This is a genomic window from Dictyobacter arantiisoli, assembly GCF_008326305.1.
Classification (GTDB): domain Bacteria; phylum Chloroflexota; class Ktedonobacteria; order Ktedonobacterales; family Ktedonobacteraceae; genus Dictyobacter; species Dictyobacter arantiisoli.
Map to the genome: position 1 here is coordinate 56,105 of NZ_BIXY01000014.1, position 21,277 is coordinate 77,381.

The following is a 21,277-nucleotide window of genomic DNA, read 5'->3' on the forward strand; positions in this document are numbered from 1 at the left end:
TGCGGACAGAAAACAAAGATGCTGGATATTCTCTCGTATTGATTGGTTATGATTCATCCATCACAATGTCAGGATTAAATTTTAGGAGATGATTTGGAGCGGTGGAGTGCCACAAAGTATGGGCGAGTCTGTAACTATCAATCTGATACTTACCCGCCTCAACCTGCGCTTTGAGTTGTCCCACCCGTTGTCCACGAAATTCACGCTCAATATATCGCATATTCTGCACTGGCGAAAAAATGGTGTACGCCATCGACGCTGAGGTAGCAATCATTGATGGTGTAGCAGTCGAGCACTGATTTTCACTGGTAGCGTTACGCTCTAACAGATTAACATGTTTTTTTTGTACATTCATCATTGATGGCCTCTTACCCTGCTTACGCTCATGTATACAAAGTTATTCTATACACACCTGCCATATGATTCTGATGTGGGTGCAAGACGAGAGTAGGACCGAGGTTATCCACCTCCACAACACCATACCTACTATCCAAACCATACCATCGCCCATCTCCCAACCCTCCCCCGTCCTCTCTCGACTTACATAGAAAGCATAACTGAGGTGCGACACGATCAGTAGAGATATTTGTCACTGAATTACAGGACAAAAGGTCCCAAGACGAAAAACATGCATGGTATTTGAAGGAAAAAAATAGCCAAAAAGCAGGAAAGAAAAGGCTGTCTGCCAGACAACCTCTTCTTTCCTGACTTTTGACTTGTCTATGCCTGAATATTGTATTTTGAACGACGGCGGCTAATTGACCCGCCTTTCCTTCCGGCTGCCTGTGCTTCCTCACTCGTCCACTTATGTGCAGTGCCTAAGGCATGGGCTGCTTTGCCGCCCTTGCTGGCAATCTCACGTTTTTTCTCAGGACTCATTGAAGCAAATCCGCGGCCACGCCCTTTTTGTGTCTGCATATCTTTCTCCTCCTAAGAGTGTTTGACTCGACACCCTTAACTCATTCAGGACGTAAGAGTACAGGTCAGCTACCCAGACTCTCCTCCTTAGCACATGCATTCTCCCTGGTACTCATGAGAGGTTTTGTAGGATCTTGGCGACCTACTATTAACAACACGACTCATCTAGTAGTTTAGATACACATGAGACGACCAATTTTCCCAGTATCTTTTTTTGATGTCTCCTGGGTCCCGCCATCTGATTACTACTACCATTTCAATCGGAAAAAAGATGTTTCTCTCATTGTGTCGCGGATTCGCAAGCAAAGAGGGCCATACGTTTTGAATATTTTAAGGATGCTGAACAATCCATTTCTTATGCCATCATCATTTACACGTTGCAATAGATTTGGCACTCAATGTCTATAGAATAACAGGTGAGCTTATCGCAGAACAAGACAGTGCAAAAAGTATCAGCATTCTCTAATGTTTACTCATCTATTTCTAAGGAAAAGACGTGAAGCGCAGGTTACTTTCAACTCAACAGCGACAATCACATGCGAATAAGCACAACCGTTTCTAAGGAAAAAGTACCCATATGGCACTGCCATATTTCCTATCATGGCAGACCATCTTCATAAAAGAGAACGCTCTATTACAAAGTGTTTGATTCCCATGGTCTTCGCCATCCTGGCGCATGAGTTTTCGCACCTGCGGTGCTCAAAACTGTCTTTATTGTGTGGTGCTGTAAATGTGCATAGCACCTTTTCTGCACCACACAATAAAAAGGGCGCAGGCGCGCACGCGCCTGCCAGCAGGTGAGCCACACAATCCCGATGGTGATGGGAATCAAACACTATCTAACCTCGACTTTGTACAATTTGAAAATGTGAGCTCAAAAATGCGTCGCACTCGCCCTTTTTCTCAGGCTCAAAAGCCTAAAAATGTACAAAGTCGAGCTAACAAAGTGTTTGATTCCCATGATCTTCGCCATCCTGGTGCATGAGTTTTTGCACCTGCGGTGCTCAAAACTGTCTATATTGTATGTTGCTGTAAATGTGCTATGCACATTTACAGCAACATACAATATAAAGGGCGCAGGCGCGCACGCGCCTGCCAGCAGGTGAGCAGCAAGATCCCGCTAGGAGGGGGAATCAAACACTTTGTTACAAAAGTTAAAAAACTAGGATTGCTATCAATAGGTTGAGACAATATTGCTCAGGGGAGTTGCAGCCTGTTGCGGAACAGGTATGGCGATAGGTAAAGTAAAGGTGACGCTGGTACCTTGTCCTTCCCCACTCTGCACAACAATTGATCCATGCATAGCTTCAACGAGAACGTGGGAAATATATAAGCCCAGACCCGTGCCTGCCACATCGCGTACCGCTGGCTGTTGCAGACGTACAAAGGGCTGAAAAACGGCATATTGTTGCTGGGAAGCAATGCCAACACCATGATCGCGAATGGTGATGCTGATATATCCTGGCTGCTCATGTTCCGCTGGTGGTAACCAGGATGGCGAGGATACGGGTAGAGTAGAGGCCAGGATCTCTATCGGGCCTCCGTCGGGAGAGTATTTGATGGCGTTCTCAATCAGATTAAAGAGGATTTGCCGCACACGATCCTCATCAGCCCAGGCTGGCGGCAAGGGACTATCCAGAAGATAGTGCAGGCTGCAATGACCTCTCTGAAGCTGAATCATATTGCTCTGCATATATTGCGAGACCCCCTGGCAGAGGGAGGCGATATCGATGGGTGCGGGATGCAGCAGCAATTGCCCAACCTGCGCCCGGGAAATGTCCAACACATCGCGAATTAAAATTTCCAGGTGTTCAACTTGTTCCATGATGGCGGTCAGATACGTTTGTTGGCATTGCGCGCTCATCATTTCCGTGGGAGCAATATCAATAGCAGCCAAACCGTAGGACTGCAACAGTCCTACATACCCTTTCATGACACTCAATGGCAAGCGTAAATCATGACTGACCATAGAGAGGAGCGTATCCTGTCCCGCTAATGTCAGTGGACTCTCGACGGAGGCGACGGGAGGAGTACAGGGATTGGCGGTGGTAGAAGTTAATCTTCGTGCTATACGAAGATTATAGAGGATGTGCTCGATACGCTCAGCCAGCCAGGCGCGTTGTTGATCCAACAGACAATATTCGCTTACACCAAAGGATCGCTGTGAATGAATAATACAGAGCATCACACCGAGCGTACCGGCCGGGCGTATCAGGGGAGCGAGGATTAATACGACATCTTTTGGTGTGCTATCTTCCGCGCCGATGCGTATGCGCTGCCACCAGATCCGTCCCGTTTGTATCACGATATCGCAGGTCGCTCGAACACATTCTATGGCGAGCCAACTTTCGGCATTATAGCCCATACCAGACGATGCGCTCTCCAGAAGAGGGTGACATAAGGCTGGATCGTTACAGGATAAAATAATCGAGATGCTATCACAACACAGAAGATCACGAATATAGACAACCGATTCAGTAAACGATGGCGACTGCATTTCTTCTATCACTCTTTTCCACCTCCTCTCTCCAACTTCCCCGTGCCGAATTCCCTTTTAGTATAGCGAAACAGCCAAGAAGCAACCGGCATTCATAGAGGAGTAATCAGACAGCAAACACGCTCTATTCCCTTGACCAGCCGACGAATGAACGGTACAATTAGAGCACGAGCACCAATAAAATGTAGGAACTTTCCAGCCAATTTCAGCCATGTTGAGGTACTATCTTTTTTATCGATGCATTCGGGCTTACAACTGGCAGTATGACATACTTCTTCAGTAAGATACAAGCAAACAAGTAAGTAGGTTGGACAAGGCCAGACCTGTCTGCACATCAGATAATGCTAGGTTCCCGTGCTATCATACTAATGTATGAGTATGCCATACCAGGGTAAGAGAGGGCCATACGTCTATGTCTGAGAATGATAATGAGAATGAACAGGCACAACCTATGCTTCCCGCCGGAAATGATGCCGACCCAGAAGGCTTTCTGCATCTCGAACAAGAGGCTGATGCTCCTCAACACAAGGAGGATGATCCTGGCACGGCCAGAAATATAACGCCAATCGCCCCGCCAGTGCGAGCCCGGGACCGTGTGGGTACGATGGAGCATCTTGCAGCCCGTAAACCCGCCACGCCATTAGATCCGAATACCCCGGTGATAAAACAACGCCTGAATGCGTTGCGCACTGAGGTCACCCGTATCCTTACCAGCCTGCGCTGGGAAAACCAGTCAGTTGTGGAGACCGCGCAACGCCTGCAGCCATTACTCAATGTTGGCCCAATCAGACAATGGCAACCTCTGCTTATCCCTTATCTGTATGAGATTGATCGCGGCGGTATCCTGATCCCAACCTGGACCTATCTTATTGCACAGGGAGATCCTGAGGCACCAACTATTTCTAATCCCGCTGAGACAGAACAGGGAAGAGCCAGACGGTATGCAATCCTGATGCTGGGCAATTATCGCACGACTGGTATCGCAGGGCAGGGCTCACAATCTCGCTTCGCCAGTCGTGGGGATGAGGATGCTACATATGCGACAGATCTGACAGAGTATCTGGGACAACTGGCACGCGATCCAGAAGTTTCACTTTATGCGACCCAGGCCCTGGTCAAACAGGCAACCATGTCTTCTTTGCAAGCCCTATTGGAGGCATTCAAAGACGCACAGGGTTGGGCTAAAGTGGATACCATCTCCAGTATTTTAGAGTTTAAGCAGGAACGTTTCTACGATCTCATCCTGGCCTCTGCCTTTGACAATGTGACTGGCCTGGAAAGTTATGTTTCAGTTCCTATATATCGTGCCATGCCACTCGCCAACTATCTAAGCAACAAAAACGTCGCGACCCGACTAAAAAGCAACACGGCGCAGATCTTCCAGTATATCTTACAAGAAAGCGCCACCCCACCACTTACAACCAATACTGAGGATGAAACTGCGCTCCCACCGCTTTTTGCGCGCCACTTTCCCTCTATCGCCACCGCCCTGCTACAGAGCGCCCAGTATGAGCCACACTGGCAATATGCAGTAGCCCTGCACTATCTTGGCATTGTGCTCGGCCGCTACTGGGGGGAGATCAACCAGGAAAATATCAAGGATGCCCGCATTATCGAGCCCATCTACCAGGTGTTGCCGCTGATGAATGAGGTAGAACGCTGGATGAATGGACCTGGACGTGATGTGTTGCTCCAGACGATTGCTGATCCACAAGAAAAAAACATCCTTTCCACCGTCCGCGTACTGGGAGACCTGCGTGATCCCCGCGCCACCAATTTGATTATCCAACGCATCGAAACTATCCAGAACATAGAGAACCGTGCGCAGGCACTGACCATTGGTGCGCTCTGCGACACCCTTGGACGTTCTGGCGAACAGCGCGCCGCCACACCCCTCTATCAACTTTTGATGCGCACAGTAGATGTAGCCCGGCGCAATCAACATCCCAAACGCAAAGATAATTTGCCCGCTGGCGATGCCAACATTCCCGGCAGTATCGTCTATGCCGCTATCATTCACGCCTGCGGCCTGATCGGTGATCGTACGATTATGCATGGTGTATGGGACGCCACCCAGGATCTCGATCCCTATGTACGCACCCAGGCACTAGAAGCATTGCGGCAACTCGATCCCGAAGGGAGCCTGCCCCAGAGCAAGCATGCCGCGCGCAATGCCCTGAACGACCCACGCGAAACTATCGTGCGTCTGGCACTCCAACTCATCCTGCAATATGCCGATATGGAAGCCATCTCTACCATGGAACAAAGCGCCGAAGAACATCCAGAACTCGCCAGCACCATCAATGACACGATCAGACAACTAAGCTAACCCATACGCATCAACTGAAGGGGTTCGGGCCTTCTTTGATTGGGAGAACTGGTAGGTCGCCAAAAACCTCTTCATCCATGATACCGGATCACGGACGACAATAGCACTATTGTCTTATACAGTCCTAAAACTTTTACTCTCTTTCAGTATACTGAAAATAGGGAAGATGAGTATAATTCATTGGTTGAGAGTATGCCTATAATTCTGCAGTATGCTGCTCTCGCCGTCTTAAACATCACGAGGGATCAAAGATGAATATGTTGGTGGGGAAACATCTTGGTGGGTACCGCTTACAACGGCTCATTGAGAGTGGTGGTATGGGTGACATCTACCTGGCTCAACACGCACGCATCGGGCGTCGGGTGGCAATTAAAGTTGTCTGTGGAGATTTGCGTTCGGTCCCCAATACCCCGGAAGGGAAACAGGCCGCACAGCGTTTCGAACGAGAGGCGCGGGCCGTAGCCGAATTGGAACATGAACATATTTTGCCGCTCTATCACTTTGGCGAGGAAACGCTCGATGCCGGTACAGGACCCATTACCTATCTGGTGATGCCTTATATTTCTGAGGGCTCACTCTGGAACTGGTTACAGCAGCGAACACAACAATTTGGCTTTGGCTGGCCTATTTCAGCCGAAGAAGCAGGCTATTATCTCTTACAAGCTGCTTCAGCACTGCAATATGCTCATGATCATGGAATTATTCACCGCGATATTAAACCGACGAATTTTTTGATTCGCGTCGAGCGCGGTCCGTTAAGAGAAGAACAATATGCCTATCTGGCAAATATTTTTCCACATGGACGACCACATTTATTGCTGGCAGATTTCGGGCTGGCTTCTTTTTATCGCGCCGGTCGCTCGCTCCATCGCTCGGTAGGTACGCCACTCTATATGGCCCCCGAACAATTTGATGATCCTTCACTCGCCAGTTCCGTCCATGTCGGTCCGTACGCTGACCAATACGCGCTGGCCGTGATGATGTATCAATTGATGACCGGACGAGCGGTCTTTGAAGGTACAGCGGCACAGTTACTGCATCATCACCATCACACACCACCGGAGCCACCCAGCAAATTTAATCCGACGATTCCCCGGGAGCTCGATGATGTCTTTCTACGCGCCCTGGCAAAAAAACCGGAACAGCGTTATCCAAATATCCTGTCATTTGCCCACGCCTACGATGAGGCTCTCCAACCAGCCTTGCTGACGCGTCAAACCCAGCATAGAAGCGCACGACCAGCTACAATTCAACGCGAAACCAGCAAGGAGATCAGATCGTTTGCGATCCACAAACCCCGCGAAGTGGTTACCGTAGCAGTGCCAGGGGATAATAAAATGCTGCGTCAGGCCCCTTTACTGGCAACAGCGGAAAGACGCGCCGTCGCACAGGTAGCGGTTATGGAAGAACCCGAAAAAACGAAACAGCGACTATTAGAGCAACGGCCTGACAACAAGGGCAAGATCATTGCCGATCATCCAACCTTGTTTTCAGCGATACCAACGTTAACTGAACTACAGAAAACCATTCCATTGCGTCTGATGCGTCTCTCGCCCACGCTCTCATTTATTCTGCTGGGCATTGTTATCCTATTACTGATGGCAGTTGGTATCTTAACAACCATGCTTATCGTCTTGCATGGACGATAGAAAAGAAGAGTAGCATTCTATCTCAAATTACCAACAGGCCATGCTACTCTTCAGTAGTATGCTGCGTTACAGTTATACAGATCCCGGCATATCAATCAAGCCAGCGGGATCAATGGCAAGGAGACAAACGAGGGATGGGCGGCATCATGCAGGATAGTCTGATGCGCCACCGCCAGTTCACTATCCACACCCAGATCATGGCCGGTATTAGGATTGCGATCCCAACGCGGGAAATTGCTGCTGGTGATATCCAGGCGGATACGATGGCCAGCCTGGAATACATTACTGGTTGCCCATAAATCAATGGTATATTCATAAGCCTGACCTGGCTCCAGTAAGGAAGGCGCTTCACCAGCCGTAAAATTGCGATAGCGGGCACGGATAATTCCGTCCGTCAGATTACGTGCAGAGCCATCAGGATACACATCCACCAGGCGCGCCACGAAGTCAGTATCCGGCGCGCTAGAGATAGCCCATAGTCGCACTGAAATAGGACCTGTGACCTCAACGGCCTCTGTCAGGATCTCGGTACTATAGACCAGGACATCCGAGCGCTGCTCGGTGGGTCGCTGATCGAAAGGACCGGCGGGATACTCCGGGGTCATTAATAAGGCACCGCCCCGCGTCATGACAGGATGCGCAGGATCATAATCAAAGTGATCCTCCTGCTCCTGCTCAGGTGTGGTAGTGCTCAAAGAGCCATCGCCCGTCAGAGTATTGGCCTGTCCGCCGCTATGCAAATAATAGCGTGTCTCTACCGCACGAGCCAGCGGCCACTCATACTCATCGCGCCAGACATTTGTGCCCATCACAAAGAGCTTGATCGGGGCTTCGTCCAAAACGCCGTTATCCTGCTTATCCTGCAAAAAGTGATCAAACCAGCGCAACTGCATGCTTATGACATCACTCTGGAGATTGATCAGAGCGGGCGTAGAGGCGAAGCCAAAGTTCACCTCACCAACGGGATTAGAATTGCCCCCATGGACCCAGGGACCGATTAAGAGCTTACTCTGACGGGCTTCCGGGGTGCTTCCACGCTCGCGCATAATCTGAAAATTTTCCAATGTTCCCTGCAAGAAGATATCGTACCAGCCACCAATATTAAAGGCTGGCACAGTCACCTGCTCATGCTTGCCCAAAATCGTGATTGGCTCCAGTTGTTCTCGATCCATCGGCGTCTCAATGGATTCAAAGAAGCTCGGAGCAACATCCTGTAATTTGAGAGGTGCCAGTGCCCGCAGCGGCAATGACCAGTAACCCTGTTCACCTAAAGCATCCATAGTCTTTGACCAGATAGAGAAATCTCGTCCTAGGACCATTGGATCGGTCTCCCCGGCATGCCTGCGCACCAGTACATTGGCACCCATGGCGAGATGCCAGGCAACCTGCAAACCAAATTCTAACGCACCACCACGGAACATCAGACCATTCAAAGGGGTATCAAAGGTAATATAGGGAGCCATGACTTTTAACGCAGGAGGATTATGTACGGCGGCGGCCCATTGCGTAAAACCATAGTAAGAGGCACCGAACATGCCCACAGATCCGTTGCTATACGGCAATTCAGCCGCCCAGGAGATTGTATCCACGCCATCCAGGGCCTCATTGCGCATAGGGTCCCATTCGCCTTCAGATGCGAAACGCCCGCGTGTATCCTGTACAATCACCACATAGCCACGGCGTGCCGCCACAATGGGATCTAATACGCCAGCCGCATTGGGAAAGTCTTTTCCATACGGCAAACGCGTCAAAAGGACAGGCCAACGCCCCTCGCCGGAGGGTCGATAAACATTCGCACGTAATGTCACGCCATCGCGCATCTGAGCTGGCACATCAAATTCCACTACAATATGTTTGGACATAAAAGCACTCCTTTGCCTGTTAGCTCGATAGAAAGTCGCGTGTCCCATCAAGAAGATAGAACAAACATATGCAACAAACATATTATATCCCCTGGCAGCGGCTATTCCTTTATGTATTCATTTTTTTACTCACACCATTTCTCTTGTGACATGCTCCAAAGTGGCTATCTACATTGACTATTTTCTTATGTCATATTATAATTTTTTACATCTTAAACAGAATAATTATCCAATAAAGATACTCTCTTGACAAGGATGCAAATAAAGGGAAGTTGATATGTATGGGGAATGATGGAACAAACCACCAGCAGATGACGCCTGGGCCGGAGCAACAATCCAACAAACATTTCGAAACCGAGCTGAATGAGGCGCAAGGAACAACTATTGGACAACATAACAATGTAACCCAAAACTTCAACAATACGACAAACAACTACAATGGTAATGAACATACGCCAGAAAGACTGAATATAGCAACCCCATCGCCCGAAGAGCTGGCAGCAATCTATCGAGAGAAACTCTTGAATGATCCTGGCCTCAATAGTATGAAAATGCCGGGCATGAGCAGTCCGATGCAAGTGTCAGATCTCTATGTGCATGTGCGCCTCCATAAAATTCAAAGCCGCCATAGCGAGAAAACATCAGAGCAACCGAAAGGGACTCAGGATCCACTAACGGTGATGCAACAGCAGCAGAACAGGCTTGAGCAGAGCAACAACACAGCGATTGAGCCTGCACAGGCATTACACCATTACCAACGCTGCGTTGTATTGGGTGATTCAGGATCAGGTAAAACGACTCTCCTCAAGCGGCTGGCTATTTTGGCGTTGCAAGGCAAGGCACATGGCCTCCCTGGCTTGCCCATCTTTCTCAATCTCCATGAAGCTGCACAGGCACAATGCGAAAACTTATTTGACTACATTTTACATTCCTATCAAAAAGCCTATGGCCTGTCTTTAGCGGATATTACTCCCTTTATAAGCCAGCAGCTTACCGATGGCAACGCATTTTTTTTGCTGGATGCATTGGATGAGACTATTATCGGTGAAACAGAGGATGAGGCTCGTGCTTCTCAAAAACGTATTGCTGAGGCTATTGATCGCTTAGCCAGTCGTTTTCCTCAGGCTTACGTGATGGTGACGGCACGTCGAGCAGGCTATTTTGCGCATCGTCGGTTAAGGCTGTTCACCGAACTAGAAATAGTAGACTTTTTGCCACGAGATATCGAACGCTTTATCCTTAAATGGTTCGATCATTCTGACGATGTGCAACGTCGCACGCAGGGCCAAAGTTTGATTGCTGAACTCAAAAATAAGCCGCGTATCCAAGCGCTGGCGGCTAATCCCCTGCTCCTCTACTTGATTGTGCGTACTTATGAAAGCCATCAATATCAGTTGCCAGGTAGCCGCGCCGAGCTATACGAGCAATGTGTAGACATGCTACTGCAACGCTGGGATAGAGACCAACAAAGAGAACGTTTTCAAGTGTTGGATGCGCATCAACAACTATCTTTGTTAGTCCAGCTCGCGGCCCATTTTCATCAACGGGGCCAGCGCACCTTCAGTGAGCAACAACTAGTGGGACAAATTATGCGCTACGCAGATCTGTCCGAGGCTGATGAGGCAATGAAGACCCTGAAGGCGATCACTGGGGACAATAGTCTCCTACACGAAACTGAGACTGGCTACTACAGCTTTCTGCATCTTACAATCCAGGAATACTTGACGGCTACCCACTTCAAAGGGAAGAGTGACACAATTTTTGATCATCTTGGCGATCCCTGGTGGTATGAAGTGACGCTGTTGATGGTACCTCAATTGGCTGATGCGGGCCCTCTGCTGTGGCACTTAAGCCAGGAACAAAAAGATGGACAGTACCAGGAGGATATCTTCGCAAGCAGATTGGTGCTGGCAGGTCATTGTCTGGCCACACGACCGCGACTGCGCACATATAAAGAGATGGCGGAAGAGATTCCAGAGAAACTCTTTGAAATGATACAGGATAGCCGCTACGCGATTCCGCGCCAGCGATGTGCCGAGGCACTGGCTGAGATTGGTAATACGGAGAGCACCATCGGGCCAGTTAATAAGCTCATCCTCTCTGCACTTAGAATCGGAGATGCAGAGCGCAAATTAGATGTGCTCTATGCCATCAATCGCGCTGGTGCTCCAGTGTTAGCGCGACCACTATTAAATATGCTGAGCCAGGGCCAGTTTCTCTGGCTTGCTTATTATGACGCCGATTTGTTGGAAGCCACATTAAGTCGGCTCTGCGATAGCTCTCTGCTGCCAGACATCTACTCGTTCTTCACGCGTCCTGCTCTGCACACTATTGCTGACACGGGAATCAATCTTGCTTCTATCATGGCATTAGTCGGTGGTGAATCCACCATTCAATATATTATGAATCTATCCAGAAATCCTATCGATCAAGCTGTTAACGGGTGGATACCTGTAGCGCTTGGGTATACAGGTCATAGCAGCGTTATCCCATTTCTGATTGGTGGATTGCTGACAAAGAATACAGAATTTAGCCTGGATTGTATGACAGGATTGATCATTCATGGCGATCCAACCATTCCTGAACGCCTCACGGGATTGCTTGCGGATAAAAATCTGACAGCAGAGTCCCAACGAAGTATTGCCATGTGTCTGAGAGCATTGGATGATCCATCACTGCAAGAGAAACTCTGGGAAGTGCTTACCTATGAGTGGTTGGACATCGAGGCGCAGAGTTCCCTTGTCTATACCCTGTTTAAGATTGCCAATGATGAGATACGCGCTACGCTGGTAAAGCGCTATGTCTGTGAACCTATTGATGATCCCTGGCCTGAATATACACACAGTGCACCTGACAATAGCATCAAGATTGAGGTGCTGAGAGCAATTGGGGATACGCATTACACGCCCGCCTTGCAACAGGTAGGACGCCTGCTACCCCTGCTAAGTGCAGGGGGAGACAAAAGGAGAGAGGTTTGTACTACGCTTGGCATGCTCAACGATCCTATTGTTCCCTCACGCCTGCAAGCAATGCTTGAGGAGATAAATCGAATGCTCTCGGTGCAAAATAGTACCTATTCGATAGATTACGATCAGACATTGGGCCGTCTGGTTGATGTTCTGATTACGACGCTCAATTCAGACGTGTTACTTCATCTATTGGGGGGCAGAGAGCTGGTGCCAAAGCTCCGTACGTTTATTGCTCAACGTCTGGAGGAGACAACCAGACTCTTCACGACGGAATTCTTTTTACAACTCATTGATTTGCTCACGCAACGAACAATGATGAGCGAGGTGCGTCAACAGATTGCCAGGGTCATTGCTCGCCATGCAAACGGCAGGCGTGTTGCTCAAAAACTGCTAGATAGCTTGCCACGCTCAGATATTGCGAATGATATTCATATGGCACTTTATCAGGTATGCCGACGTAGCGGCCTGACCGTTATCGAGGAGGTGCCAGGGAGCGCTCGCTTCCGTTTAATCAAACGTTAATTGATAAGTTATTCTACCATCGGCACTCTGTTGTTACTATCAATTATATACTATTACTTTTAACAATAGACTGATACTATCAACTACTTATTAATACTATTGACAATAATATGCAATAATGTTAACCTTTTGCCTATATTGATATACATGATAAACTTGTCGCTTTATAGAGCAGAACTACATAGAAATTCGAGCTGATAGCAATGCCACAAAATGCCACATTTGTTGTCACCAAGGCTAACGTTCGGCAAATCTCTTCTGACAAGCTGTGCGCCGATTTTTTCTCTTCCCTCGGCTTTGATAAGCATTCTGCGAACGTACTCTCAGAAATTGAGCTAAAATCCCTCTTACAGGAACTCCATCCTCGTCATGCTTTCTCTCAGCAAGGCATCAAGCTCTTTCGAGTGGCCCAACGCAAAGACATGATGGGAGAGTTTACTGTCTACCTCTATCTCTTACCGACTGTGACACAGACACTGGCAAAGCAGATCTTTAAAGATCTGGTCAAGCTCAATGGCGAATTTCTGGTGATCCTCGCTGACCCGATTTTTAATGAAATTGAGATCGTCTATGTTGATCGCCACGCTAGCGCAGCAGCGGCGTTACAGCAACCCCTGCCAGGTCTGGCTACTAGTTCGGCTCCAGCACAGTTCCGCTCACTATCGTTCTCGCGCACCGATATTTCTGATAAGGTTGTACGCGTTCTCAATCGCTTTTTCTGGCCTGCCGAGCGCCCTGTCATTACACAACGTGCGGTTTTAAGTAGTGCCTTTGATGTGGCCGAATGGAGCGAGGATTATTTTACCAACCGGGCACTCTTTTCAGACTATTATCTGAACTCGACTTTACGCGAGAAGCAGCCATGGAAAGATGTTGAGCATGATGCTAATTTCACACGCGCCTGGAATAAGCTCAAGCAGGCATATGAGGAGGCTGGGGATGCATTGGCTGGTCAACCAGCTAGCGTGTTACGTGAACGTTTACTCGATGAAACACTACGTACGCTGGGCTTTGACTATACTATAGAGCGTAGTCCACGTACGACAACCGGGCAACGTTTGCCTGACTATGTGCTCTTTTCGAGTCGGTTGCCTCGACGAGCAGAAGGTCAGCCCATTGATAAAGAACAAAACAAGATGAGTGTTTGTCTGGCCTACGAATGGAATCGCAATCTGGATGGTTATTCAGATAAGGCGGATGTCTTCAATGGGGATAATGAGGATGCCCTTGATCTCAATTCCACCGACTTCGAGAATCCTGGCGCGGCGATTGTGTCATTGTTTGATCAGCAGCCAGAGCAGCAGGTCAATTGGGCTATTCTGACCAATGGCAAGATTTGGCGGCTTTATTCAGCAAAGGCGCATAATCGCGCTACGAACTATTATGAAATCGATCTGGAAGATACCCTGGCAATCTCGCGTGATAATCCACAAGAGGCCAAGGATGCTTTCCGCTATTTCTGGCTCTTTTTTCGGGCACAGGCTTTTGTGCTACGCAATTACGATGATTACAAAGAAGAGCAAACATTCCTGGATTATGTGTTGCATGAGAGTACCGAGTATGCGATTAAACTGGGCGACTCGCTGAAGAAGATGATCTTTGATGAGGTCTTTGCTCATTTCGCAGGTGGGCTGGTGGCCTCAGCCCGCGCAAAAGGAACACTACCACTAGATCTTTCAATCTATGATGAACAGCAGCAACAGCGCCTGCTCAAACCCTTTTTCGATGCAACGCTCACTTTCCTGTATCGTTTGCTCTTCCTGCTCTACGCAGAGAGCCGTAGCCTGTTGCCGATCTATGAACAACATGGCTATCGTACTCATAGCCTGAGCCAGATGAAGCGCAAGATTGCGGATGAGCTTAAGAATAACCGCGCTCAGGCTTATGACAAGTTGGATAAATATAAGACTGATCGCTACGACTACTATGAGCAGTTGCAAGCCCTGTTTAAGGCCATCGATAAAGGAAATGAGGAATGGAATATTCCGGTCTATAACGGTGGACTCTTCCAGACCGAGGTTGCGGAACGCAACTTCAGAGGGATGGATACAGAGGGGTTTCCGCTGATCGCGCAGGCCACGCCAGAGGAGATTTTAAAGCAGCATCAGATCAATGATCAGGCACTGGTTACAGGATTGGATCTGCTTACACGGGATAAAGATAGTAATCGCTCAGATGCTCTTGTCATGATTGATTATAAGAGTCTGGGTGTACGCCAGCTCGGCAGTATTTATGAAGGGTTGCTGGAATTCAAGCTACGTCTGGCGCTAGAAGAGATGGTCGAGGTCAAAGGGAACAAGATTATTACCTTTACTGAAGCCATCAAAAGCGGTCTATATAAGTCTGGCAAGACGCCACTTATTCCACGCAATACCGTCTATATCGAGAACGATCACCACGAGCGGAAAACCAGTGGCAGCTACTATACTCCCGACTACATTGTCGAGTATATCGTAGCCCAGACCGTGGGACCGATCATGGACGAGAAAGAAATACAGATCTTACCCAGGTTTCGTGACCAGGAGAATAAATTAAGAAACAGTATAAAGCGCAATAAAGCATTAGGGGATCCCAATCATAAAAGAAATACTCTGGACAAAAGTTTGGTCAATCAGGCTTTAGTGGATGAGTTTTTTGATATCAAGGTGCTGGATCCAGCGATGGGCAGTGGACACTTTTTGGTCGAGACGGTCGACTTTATCACACGCCGTATGCTGGCTTTCCTGAACCGTATTCCTCTCAATCCCGTCACCGAAGCGCTCAAAGCGATCCGTACTTCTATCCTCGAAGAGATGGAGATACAAAACGTATTCATCGACCGCAATAAATTAACTGACATCAACCTGCTCAAACGCCAGATTCTCAAACGCTGCGTCTATGGTGTCGATCTCAATCCTATGGCCGTCGAACTTGCCAAGGTCAGCGTCTGGCTTGACAGCTTTACAGTCGGTGCTCCTCTCTCTTTCTTAGATCATCACTTAAAATGTGGAAATTCGCTGATAGGTACTGATTCTCTTACTATAGAAGGAGTTCTAAAAGATAGCCTTTGGGGAAACCAATACTCAGATATAGCTAACGGTGCCAATGCAATAATAAATCTTAGTAAAAAATTTGATATATCAATAGAAGATATTAAAGCTTCGAAATTATTTTATGCTGAATACGCAAAGAAAATTGATCCATATAAAAATATAATGAATGTATGGACAAGTGAGCACTTTGGGAATAAAGGCGCTCAACTTACGGTAAAAATTTATTTAAAAGATATGATTCAGCAGATATATAATAATATGAATCAAATAGATATAGAAGCCATGGAATCAGCACAAGTGATTGCACAGTTAGAAAAGAACAAATTTTTCCATTGGGAGTTAGAGTTCCCTGATGTCTTTTTTGATGAAAAAGGAAGAAAACCGGAGGAATCTGGAGGATTTGATTCTGTTATTAGTAATCCACCATATAGAGTTCTCATCAAATCTCAGGTTGGACAAGATTTAATCAAACATTTCAATGCAAATTATAATTCCTCTCAATATAATCCTAACCTTTTCGCCTTGATGATTGAAAAAGGATTTTCCGTTTGTAAATCTAGTGGCTTCGTTAGTTATATCATTCCATCTCTATGGTTAACCAATACATACCTTTCAAATCTGAGAAAGCTTATGATGCATCAAGGGAAGATCTTGCAAATAGCAAATCTTGGATTTGGTGTATTTAAAGAGGTAGTCGAAACTAGCATATTCATATCAAAAAAAGAAACTCGTTTTATGAATTATCAGATAAAATTAGCAAATAGGAGCGAATCAGACAAAATACAGTTACTTCCAAATAACCTTTTTTATCAAGATATTATAAATAACATTGAAAGTGGCTTTTATTTATTTCGGCGAAAAAGTGATGTGGATTCGTTAAAGAAATTTTCTGAACCACTCTCATCTTCATTCACTGTTTATAGAGGTATCGAGACAAGAGATAATCAGAAATACATATCCGATGAAAAGTTAACAGATAGCTATCAGGAAATATTAATGGGGACGGACGTGGGTAGATATTATAGTGAATGGTCGGGGAACTATGTAAAGTTTGTCCCTAAAGAGTTAAAAAGCAATGCTGACATTAAAATGTACAAGGTTGACGAAAAAATTCTGCTTAGAAGGACTGGTAGTAAAATTTTAGCTGGCTTAGACAACCGACAATTGTTTGCAATAAAAAATCTCTATGTCATTCTGCCTAAAAGAGATTTAACAACCAAGTATCTCTTAGCTCTTATTAATTCTAGGCTAATTGATTATTATAACCAATCTATGTTAGACAATATAGGCGATGCATTTGCGCAGCTAAAAATAACTGATATAGAAGCCTTCCCCATTCGCCGTATCAACTTTGCCAAGTCGGAGCATTTGCGAGAATTTCATAGGCGACAAGCGCAAAAGCTCTATGAGAGTTATGTTTCCAATCTCAGTGGTCAGCAAAGCATTCTCAGTTCGGTAGATCAACATCTGGCGAAGGAGCCAGAAGAGTCTGATGTGATACATGACCTGTTGGTATTGCTAACCGATGATATGCTGCGTCTTAATAAAGAGAAGCGGGCATTACAGCGGGAGTTTCTGGACTGGTTGGCAGAGTATCTGCGTATCCAGCCGCAGCCTGATCCTAAGAGTGGTAAGGTAGGCATTGATGCATTGACGCATAAGAGTGATCTGCTCAACTATCCTGGCGATTATCAGAAGGGCGAGGATGCACTGAGCGTGGAAGCATTGGAGCGTATCTTGCAAGAGAATAAGAAGCGCTATCTGCTACCCTTCACGTCAAGCAAGTGGCTAGAGATTCAGGACCGTTACCGAGCCAATTTGACTCAGGTACTCCCGATGAAGAAGCAACTCAAACAGACTGATACATTAATCGATCAGATTGTCTATAAGCTTTACGGACTGACAGAGGATGAGATTCGCGTGGTGGAAGGAAGCGTCCAATGAGCTATGATGAGTCAGACGAGAAGCAGCGTACCTATCCTGAAACCGCGTCAGAGGCACTGGATACGAAGATGCAACAGAGTAGTCTGTGGTCACACGATGAGCTTTTGCCTGATCTTCCCTTTGTGATAGACAATCAGCACGCCTATATGAGCGAAGTGCTCTCCCGACTCTTACAACGCCATCAGGGCCATGCCCTGGATATCGCTACGGCTTATTTTAATGTGGGAGGCTGGAATCTGCTTGCCCCGGCCATCACGGCCCTGGGAACCTTTCGCCTGCTGCTCGGAGATGATCTGGAGAGCGGCAGCGATATTGGTCTGACTGAGAAAGCAGAGAAGCCGATCAAAGGCTTGATCCGTGAACTGTCAGAGGAGAGCTTTAATGAGAAGACGCTGCGCCTGATAGAGGATCTAATCGCCTTCCTGCGCCAGGATAATGTGCTGGTACGTCATTACACAAAGAGCTTTCTCCATGCCAAGTGCTATCTTTTCTACGGCGATAGCGACTTTCTACGCTTCTCTCCTCAGACCGCCATTGTCGGCTCCTCCAATTTCACCCGCGCCGGTCTCTATGCCAGTCGTGAGTTGAATCTGGTTCACCGCGCCACCCTCGACGAGCAAGAGGTCGCCCCGAAAAGAATGCTCGGCATCATCGAAAAATCCGAACGCCAGCAACTTGCCGCCCTACCTGACGATCAAAGAATGCGCGCAGCAAACATACCAGGCCTCCTCGCTATGCATCAGCTTAATACCTGGTATGAGGATAGTTGGAATGAGGCCAGCGACTTCAAAGATGATTTGATCGACCTGCTCAACTCCTCCAAATTTGGACGCAAAGAATATACCCCCTATCAAATCTATATGAAAGCCATCTTCGAATACTTCCGCGACGAGGTAGAGAGCGAGAACGATACGAACAACGGCATACGTTCCGCCGTCGAATTAAGCGAGTTCCAGGAGGACGCAGTCAAGAAAGCGCGCCGCATCCTTGAGCGTTATGATGGAGTAATGATAGCTGACAGCGTGGGCCTTGGTAAGACCTGGATTGGGAAAAAGCTGCTCGAAGATTATGCCTATCATCGTCGCTATAAAGCGCTTGTCATCTGTCCCGCAGCCCTGCAAAAAATGTGGCACGATGAACTGTTCAGCGCGGGTATCTCGGCTCGTGTCATCACTCAGGAGGCACTGGGACGTGAAAGCTTTGACTTCTACGACATTCATGATGCTGACATCGTCCTGATCGATGAGAGCCACAACTTCCGTAATCATACCACACGCCGTTATGAAAATCTTGAGCGCTTGCTTGCGGCTAACCAACGTCGGGGTGCGAATAGTGGCACACGCAAAAAACTGATCTTACTTACCGCTACGCCCATTAATAACAGCGTCTTTGATCTTTACAATCAGATCAATCTCTTCACAGGTGGCGACCTCAGTTATTTTGCCACAGCCGGGATTGGTGATCTCAAAAGCTACTTCGCCGCCGCACGCCGCAATACTCGTCAACAAGAGAGCAGCGTCGCCCTTTTCAATCTACTGGAAGAGGTTGTAGTGCGCCGTACCCGTCCCTTCATCAAGAAGACCTATCCTGACGCGCTCATCAAAGGTGAGCCTATTCGCTGGCCAGAGCGCAAGCTGCGAACGATTCGCTACCAGCTTGAAGACACCTACGAGGGCATCTATAATCGTGTTGTGGATCAGATTGAAGGTTTGCGACTGGCCCCATATCGTCTTGAAACCTACAAAAGAAAAGGCATTGAGCGTGACACCTTTGAAGAAGGGCGTGAAGAGGCTCTGGCAGGTATTTTTAAGAGTCGCTACCTTAAACGCTTCGAGAGCAGTATCGAAGCTTTTCGTATCAGTGTACGGCGTGCCCTCGAATTTCTAGAGACCTTTGAAAGCTATATCAACGCGGGCAAAGTTCTGGATAGTGCTCATTTTCAGAAGGCGCTACGTTTCCTGGAGCGTGAAGACGAAGAGGATGATGCCACGATTCCAGATTCTCGCGCCGACGATATTGACTCCCATGCCGAGGCCAGCCAGTTTATCGAGAAGCTACCCAAACTCGACTCCGCTCAATACGATCTCAAACGGCTGAAGAGCGACCTGCGCAAAGATGTCACTGCTCTACGCGAAATATGGCAGCATATTAACGTGATTACGCCAGGTCAAGATGCCAAGCTTAATCAACTAAAAGAGTTATTGGCAGGCGACCTCAAGGGAAAAAAGATCCTTATATTCACCTATTACAAAGATACCGCCCGTTACGTAACACAGCAATTATGTAGCAATAATCCTTCCGTGGTGGCATGGCGGCACCTGCTTGGTGATCCCACTATTCGCCGCATGGATAGCAGCGCAGACGCTCGTGAACGTGCTAAATTGGTCACATGCTTTGCTCCACGTATCAACAAACGTGACGATATTATTGGCACAGATCAAGAGATAGACATTCTCATCTCAACTGATGTGCTTTCCGAGGGCCAGAACTTACAAGATTGTGGTATCCTCATCAACTATGACCTGCACTGGAATCCCACGCGCATGATTCAGCGCGCAGGCCGTATCGATCGTCTCGGCACGAGCTTTGAGACATTGTGGGTGATGAACATGTTTCCTGATGATGGCCTGGAACATTTGCTGGGTCTCGTTGAGAGCCTCTCACTCAAAATCTCAGAAATTGATCGCAACGGTCTGCTTGACGCCAGTATTCTTGGTGAAGTTGCTCATCCCCAGAACTTCAATACCTTAAAGCGCATTGAAGGTGAGGATAACGGAGTAGTCGAAGAGCAGGAACAATTTGCAGAGTTGGTCAGCAGCGAATTTCTCTTACAGAGCCTCAAGGATTTACTCGACAAAGGGATGCGCCAGCATCTCGAATTGCTACCCGATGGTATTCACAGCGGTCTTATGGGTCAGGGAGCGAAGGGCGTTTTTTTCTATTTCACTACCAAAGAAAAAAAGCCGCGACTGAACGGCCAGAGCAAAAGTGGCAAGGAAAGTAAAGAAGTAAAACGTCAGCACTTCTGGCGTTATATCGATATTAGCCAACACCATCAGGGTGGTGAAATAGAAGAGAATCGTTATCTGATCACTAACCGTATTCAATGTGAGCCTGATACGCCACGCTTCATGCCAATTGCCGACGAAATTAACATCTTCACATTACAGGAAAAAGTGATAGATTCGATCATGCGCCACGCGGCAGAACAAGTTGCCCGTGAAGAAGCACCGCGTCAACTTGATCCTAGCCAACAGGCAGTTACTCAAATTTTGAGCGTTTATCTTACTCAATCTATAGATAAGCGAGCCGAGATTCTCGAAGCGCTGCAACGACTGCAAGCGCCGCAACCTCGTGTTTACATCAAGAGCCTGAAGAAAGCTTATGATCTCTTCAAACGAAATAGAAACCTCGAAGAACTTTTGCAGGCAGCCAGGAACATCGGAGAAATAAGCGAACCAAAGGGAAAAGAAAACGAGGAACCAACACAAAAGAACAGGCTCAAACGAGAGGATCTTAAACTCATCTGTTTTGAATACATCTGGTAATCGAGCT

Annotated in this window: 9 protein-coding genes; 5 read left to right on the forward strand and 4 right to left on the reverse strand. The window is 47.5% G+C overall.

Annotation, left to right across the window (positions count from 1 at the left end; all coding sequences use genetic code 11):
• Positions 1-46: 46 nt before the first annotated feature.
• The 3 genes from F1593_RS06745 to F1593_RS06755 all read right to left on the reverse strand — a co-directional run bounded on the left by F1593_RS06745 (position 47) and on the right by F1593_RS06755 (position 3,427).
• Positions 47-358: a flagellar biosynthesis anti-sigma factor FlgM gene (locus F1593_RS06745; protein WP_149400792.1), complete on the reverse strand. Its 312-nt coding sequence runs from the start codon at positions 356-358 to the stop codon at positions 47-49.
• Between the two features lie 362 nt (positions 359-720).
• Positions 721-918 (reverse strand): KGG domain-containing protein, encoded by a 198-nt coding sequence (locus tag F1593_RS06750; protein WP_149400793.1) that lies wholly within the window; start codon positions 916-918, stop codon positions 721-723.
• 1,174 nt (positions 919-2,092) lie between these two features.
• Positions 2,093-3,427, reverse strand: a complete 1,335-nt coding sequence (locus F1593_RS06755) for a sensor histidine kinase (RefSeq protein ID WP_149400794.1) — start codon at positions 3,425-3,427, stop codon at positions 2,093-2,095.
• A gap of 400 nt (positions 3,428-3,827) precedes the next feature.
• On the opposite strand from F1593_RS06755, the gene F1593_RS06760 reads away from it, so the two are divergent.
• Both F1593_RS06760 and F1593_RS06765 read left to right on the forward strand, forming a co-directional pair.
• Complete coding sequence (locus tag F1593_RS06760; protein WP_149400795.1) at positions 3,828-5,744, forward strand: HEAT repeat domain-containing protein; 1,917 nt, start codon at positions 3,828-3,830, stop codon at positions 5,742-5,744.
• A 251-nt stretch (positions 5,745-5,995) separates the two neighbouring features.
• Entirely contained in the window at positions 5,996-7,393 is a 1,398-nt protein-coding gene (locus tag F1593_RS06765; protein WP_149400796.1) for a serine/threonine protein kinase, read from the forward strand.
• Positions 7,394-7,488: 95 nt separating this feature from the next.
• Here the strand turns inward: F1593_RS06765 and F1593_RS06770 are convergent, their stop codons facing one another.
• On the reverse strand, positions 7,489-9,255 hold the full coding sequence (locus tag F1593_RS06770; RefSeq protein WP_149400797.1) for a CocE/NonD family hydrolase: 1,767 nt from the start codon (positions 9,253-9,255) through the stop codon (positions 7,489-7,491).
• 281 nt (positions 9,256-9,536) lie between these two features.
• On the opposite strand from F1593_RS06770, the gene F1593_RS06775 reads away from it, so the two are divergent.
• The 3 genes from F1593_RS06775 (at position 9,537) to F1593_RS06785 (ending at position 21,270) form a co-directional block, all read left to right on the forward strand.
• Complete coding sequence (locus F1593_RS06775; protein WP_149400798.1) at positions 9,537-12,746, forward strand: NACHT domain-containing protein; 3,210 nt, start codon at positions 9,537-9,539, stop codon at positions 12,744-12,746.
• A 203-nt stretch (positions 12,747-12,949) separates the two neighbouring features.
• Positions 12,950-17,722: an Eco57I restriction-modification methylase domain-containing protein gene (locus F1593_RS06780; protein ID WP_149400799.1), complete on the forward strand. Its 4,773-nt coding sequence runs from the start codon at positions 12,950-12,952 to the stop codon at positions 17,720-17,722.
• Positions 17,719-21,270, forward strand: a complete 3,552-nt coding sequence (locus tag F1593_RS06785; protein ID WP_149400800.1) for a helicase-related protein — start codon at positions 17,719-17,721, stop codon at positions 21,268-21,270. Before F1593_RS06780 ends, F1593_RS06785 begins: the two co-directional genes overlap by 4 nt.
• Positions 21,271-21,277: the final 7 nt, after the last annotated feature.

Bases quoted from the DNA above. Each gene is read 5' to 3' on its own strand.
- F1593_RS06745 (WP_149400792.1), bottom strand. From the start codon at position 358: ATGATGAATGTACAAAAAAAACATGTTAATCTGTTAGAGCGTAACGCT.
- F1593_RS06750 (WP_149400793.1), bottom strand. From the start codon at position 918: ATGCAGACACAAAAAGGGCGTGGCCGCGGATTTGCTTCAATGAGTCCT.
- F1593_RS06760 (WP_149400795.1), top strand. From the start codon at position 3,828: ATGTCTGAGAATGATAATGAGAATGAACAGGCACAACCTATGCTTCCC.
- F1593_RS06765 (WP_149400796.1), top strand. From the start codon at position 5,996: ATGAATATGTTGGTGGGGAAACATCTTGGTGGGTACCGCTTACAACGG.
- F1593_RS06770 (WP_149400797.1), bottom strand. From the start codon at position 9,255: ATGTCCAAACATATTGTAGTGGAATTTGATGTGCCAGCTCAGATGCGC.
- F1593_RS06775 (WP_149400798.1), top strand. From the start codon at position 9,537: ATGGGGAATGATGGAACAAACCACCAGCAGATGACGCCTGGGCCGGAG.
- F1593_RS06780 (WP_149400799.1), top strand. From the start codon at position 12,950: ATGCCACAAAATGCCACATTTGTTGTCACCAAGGCTAACGTTCGGCAA.
- F1593_RS06785 (WP_149400800.1), top strand. From the start codon at position 17,719: ATGAGCTATGATGAGTCAGACGAGAAGCAGCGTACCTATCCTGAAACC.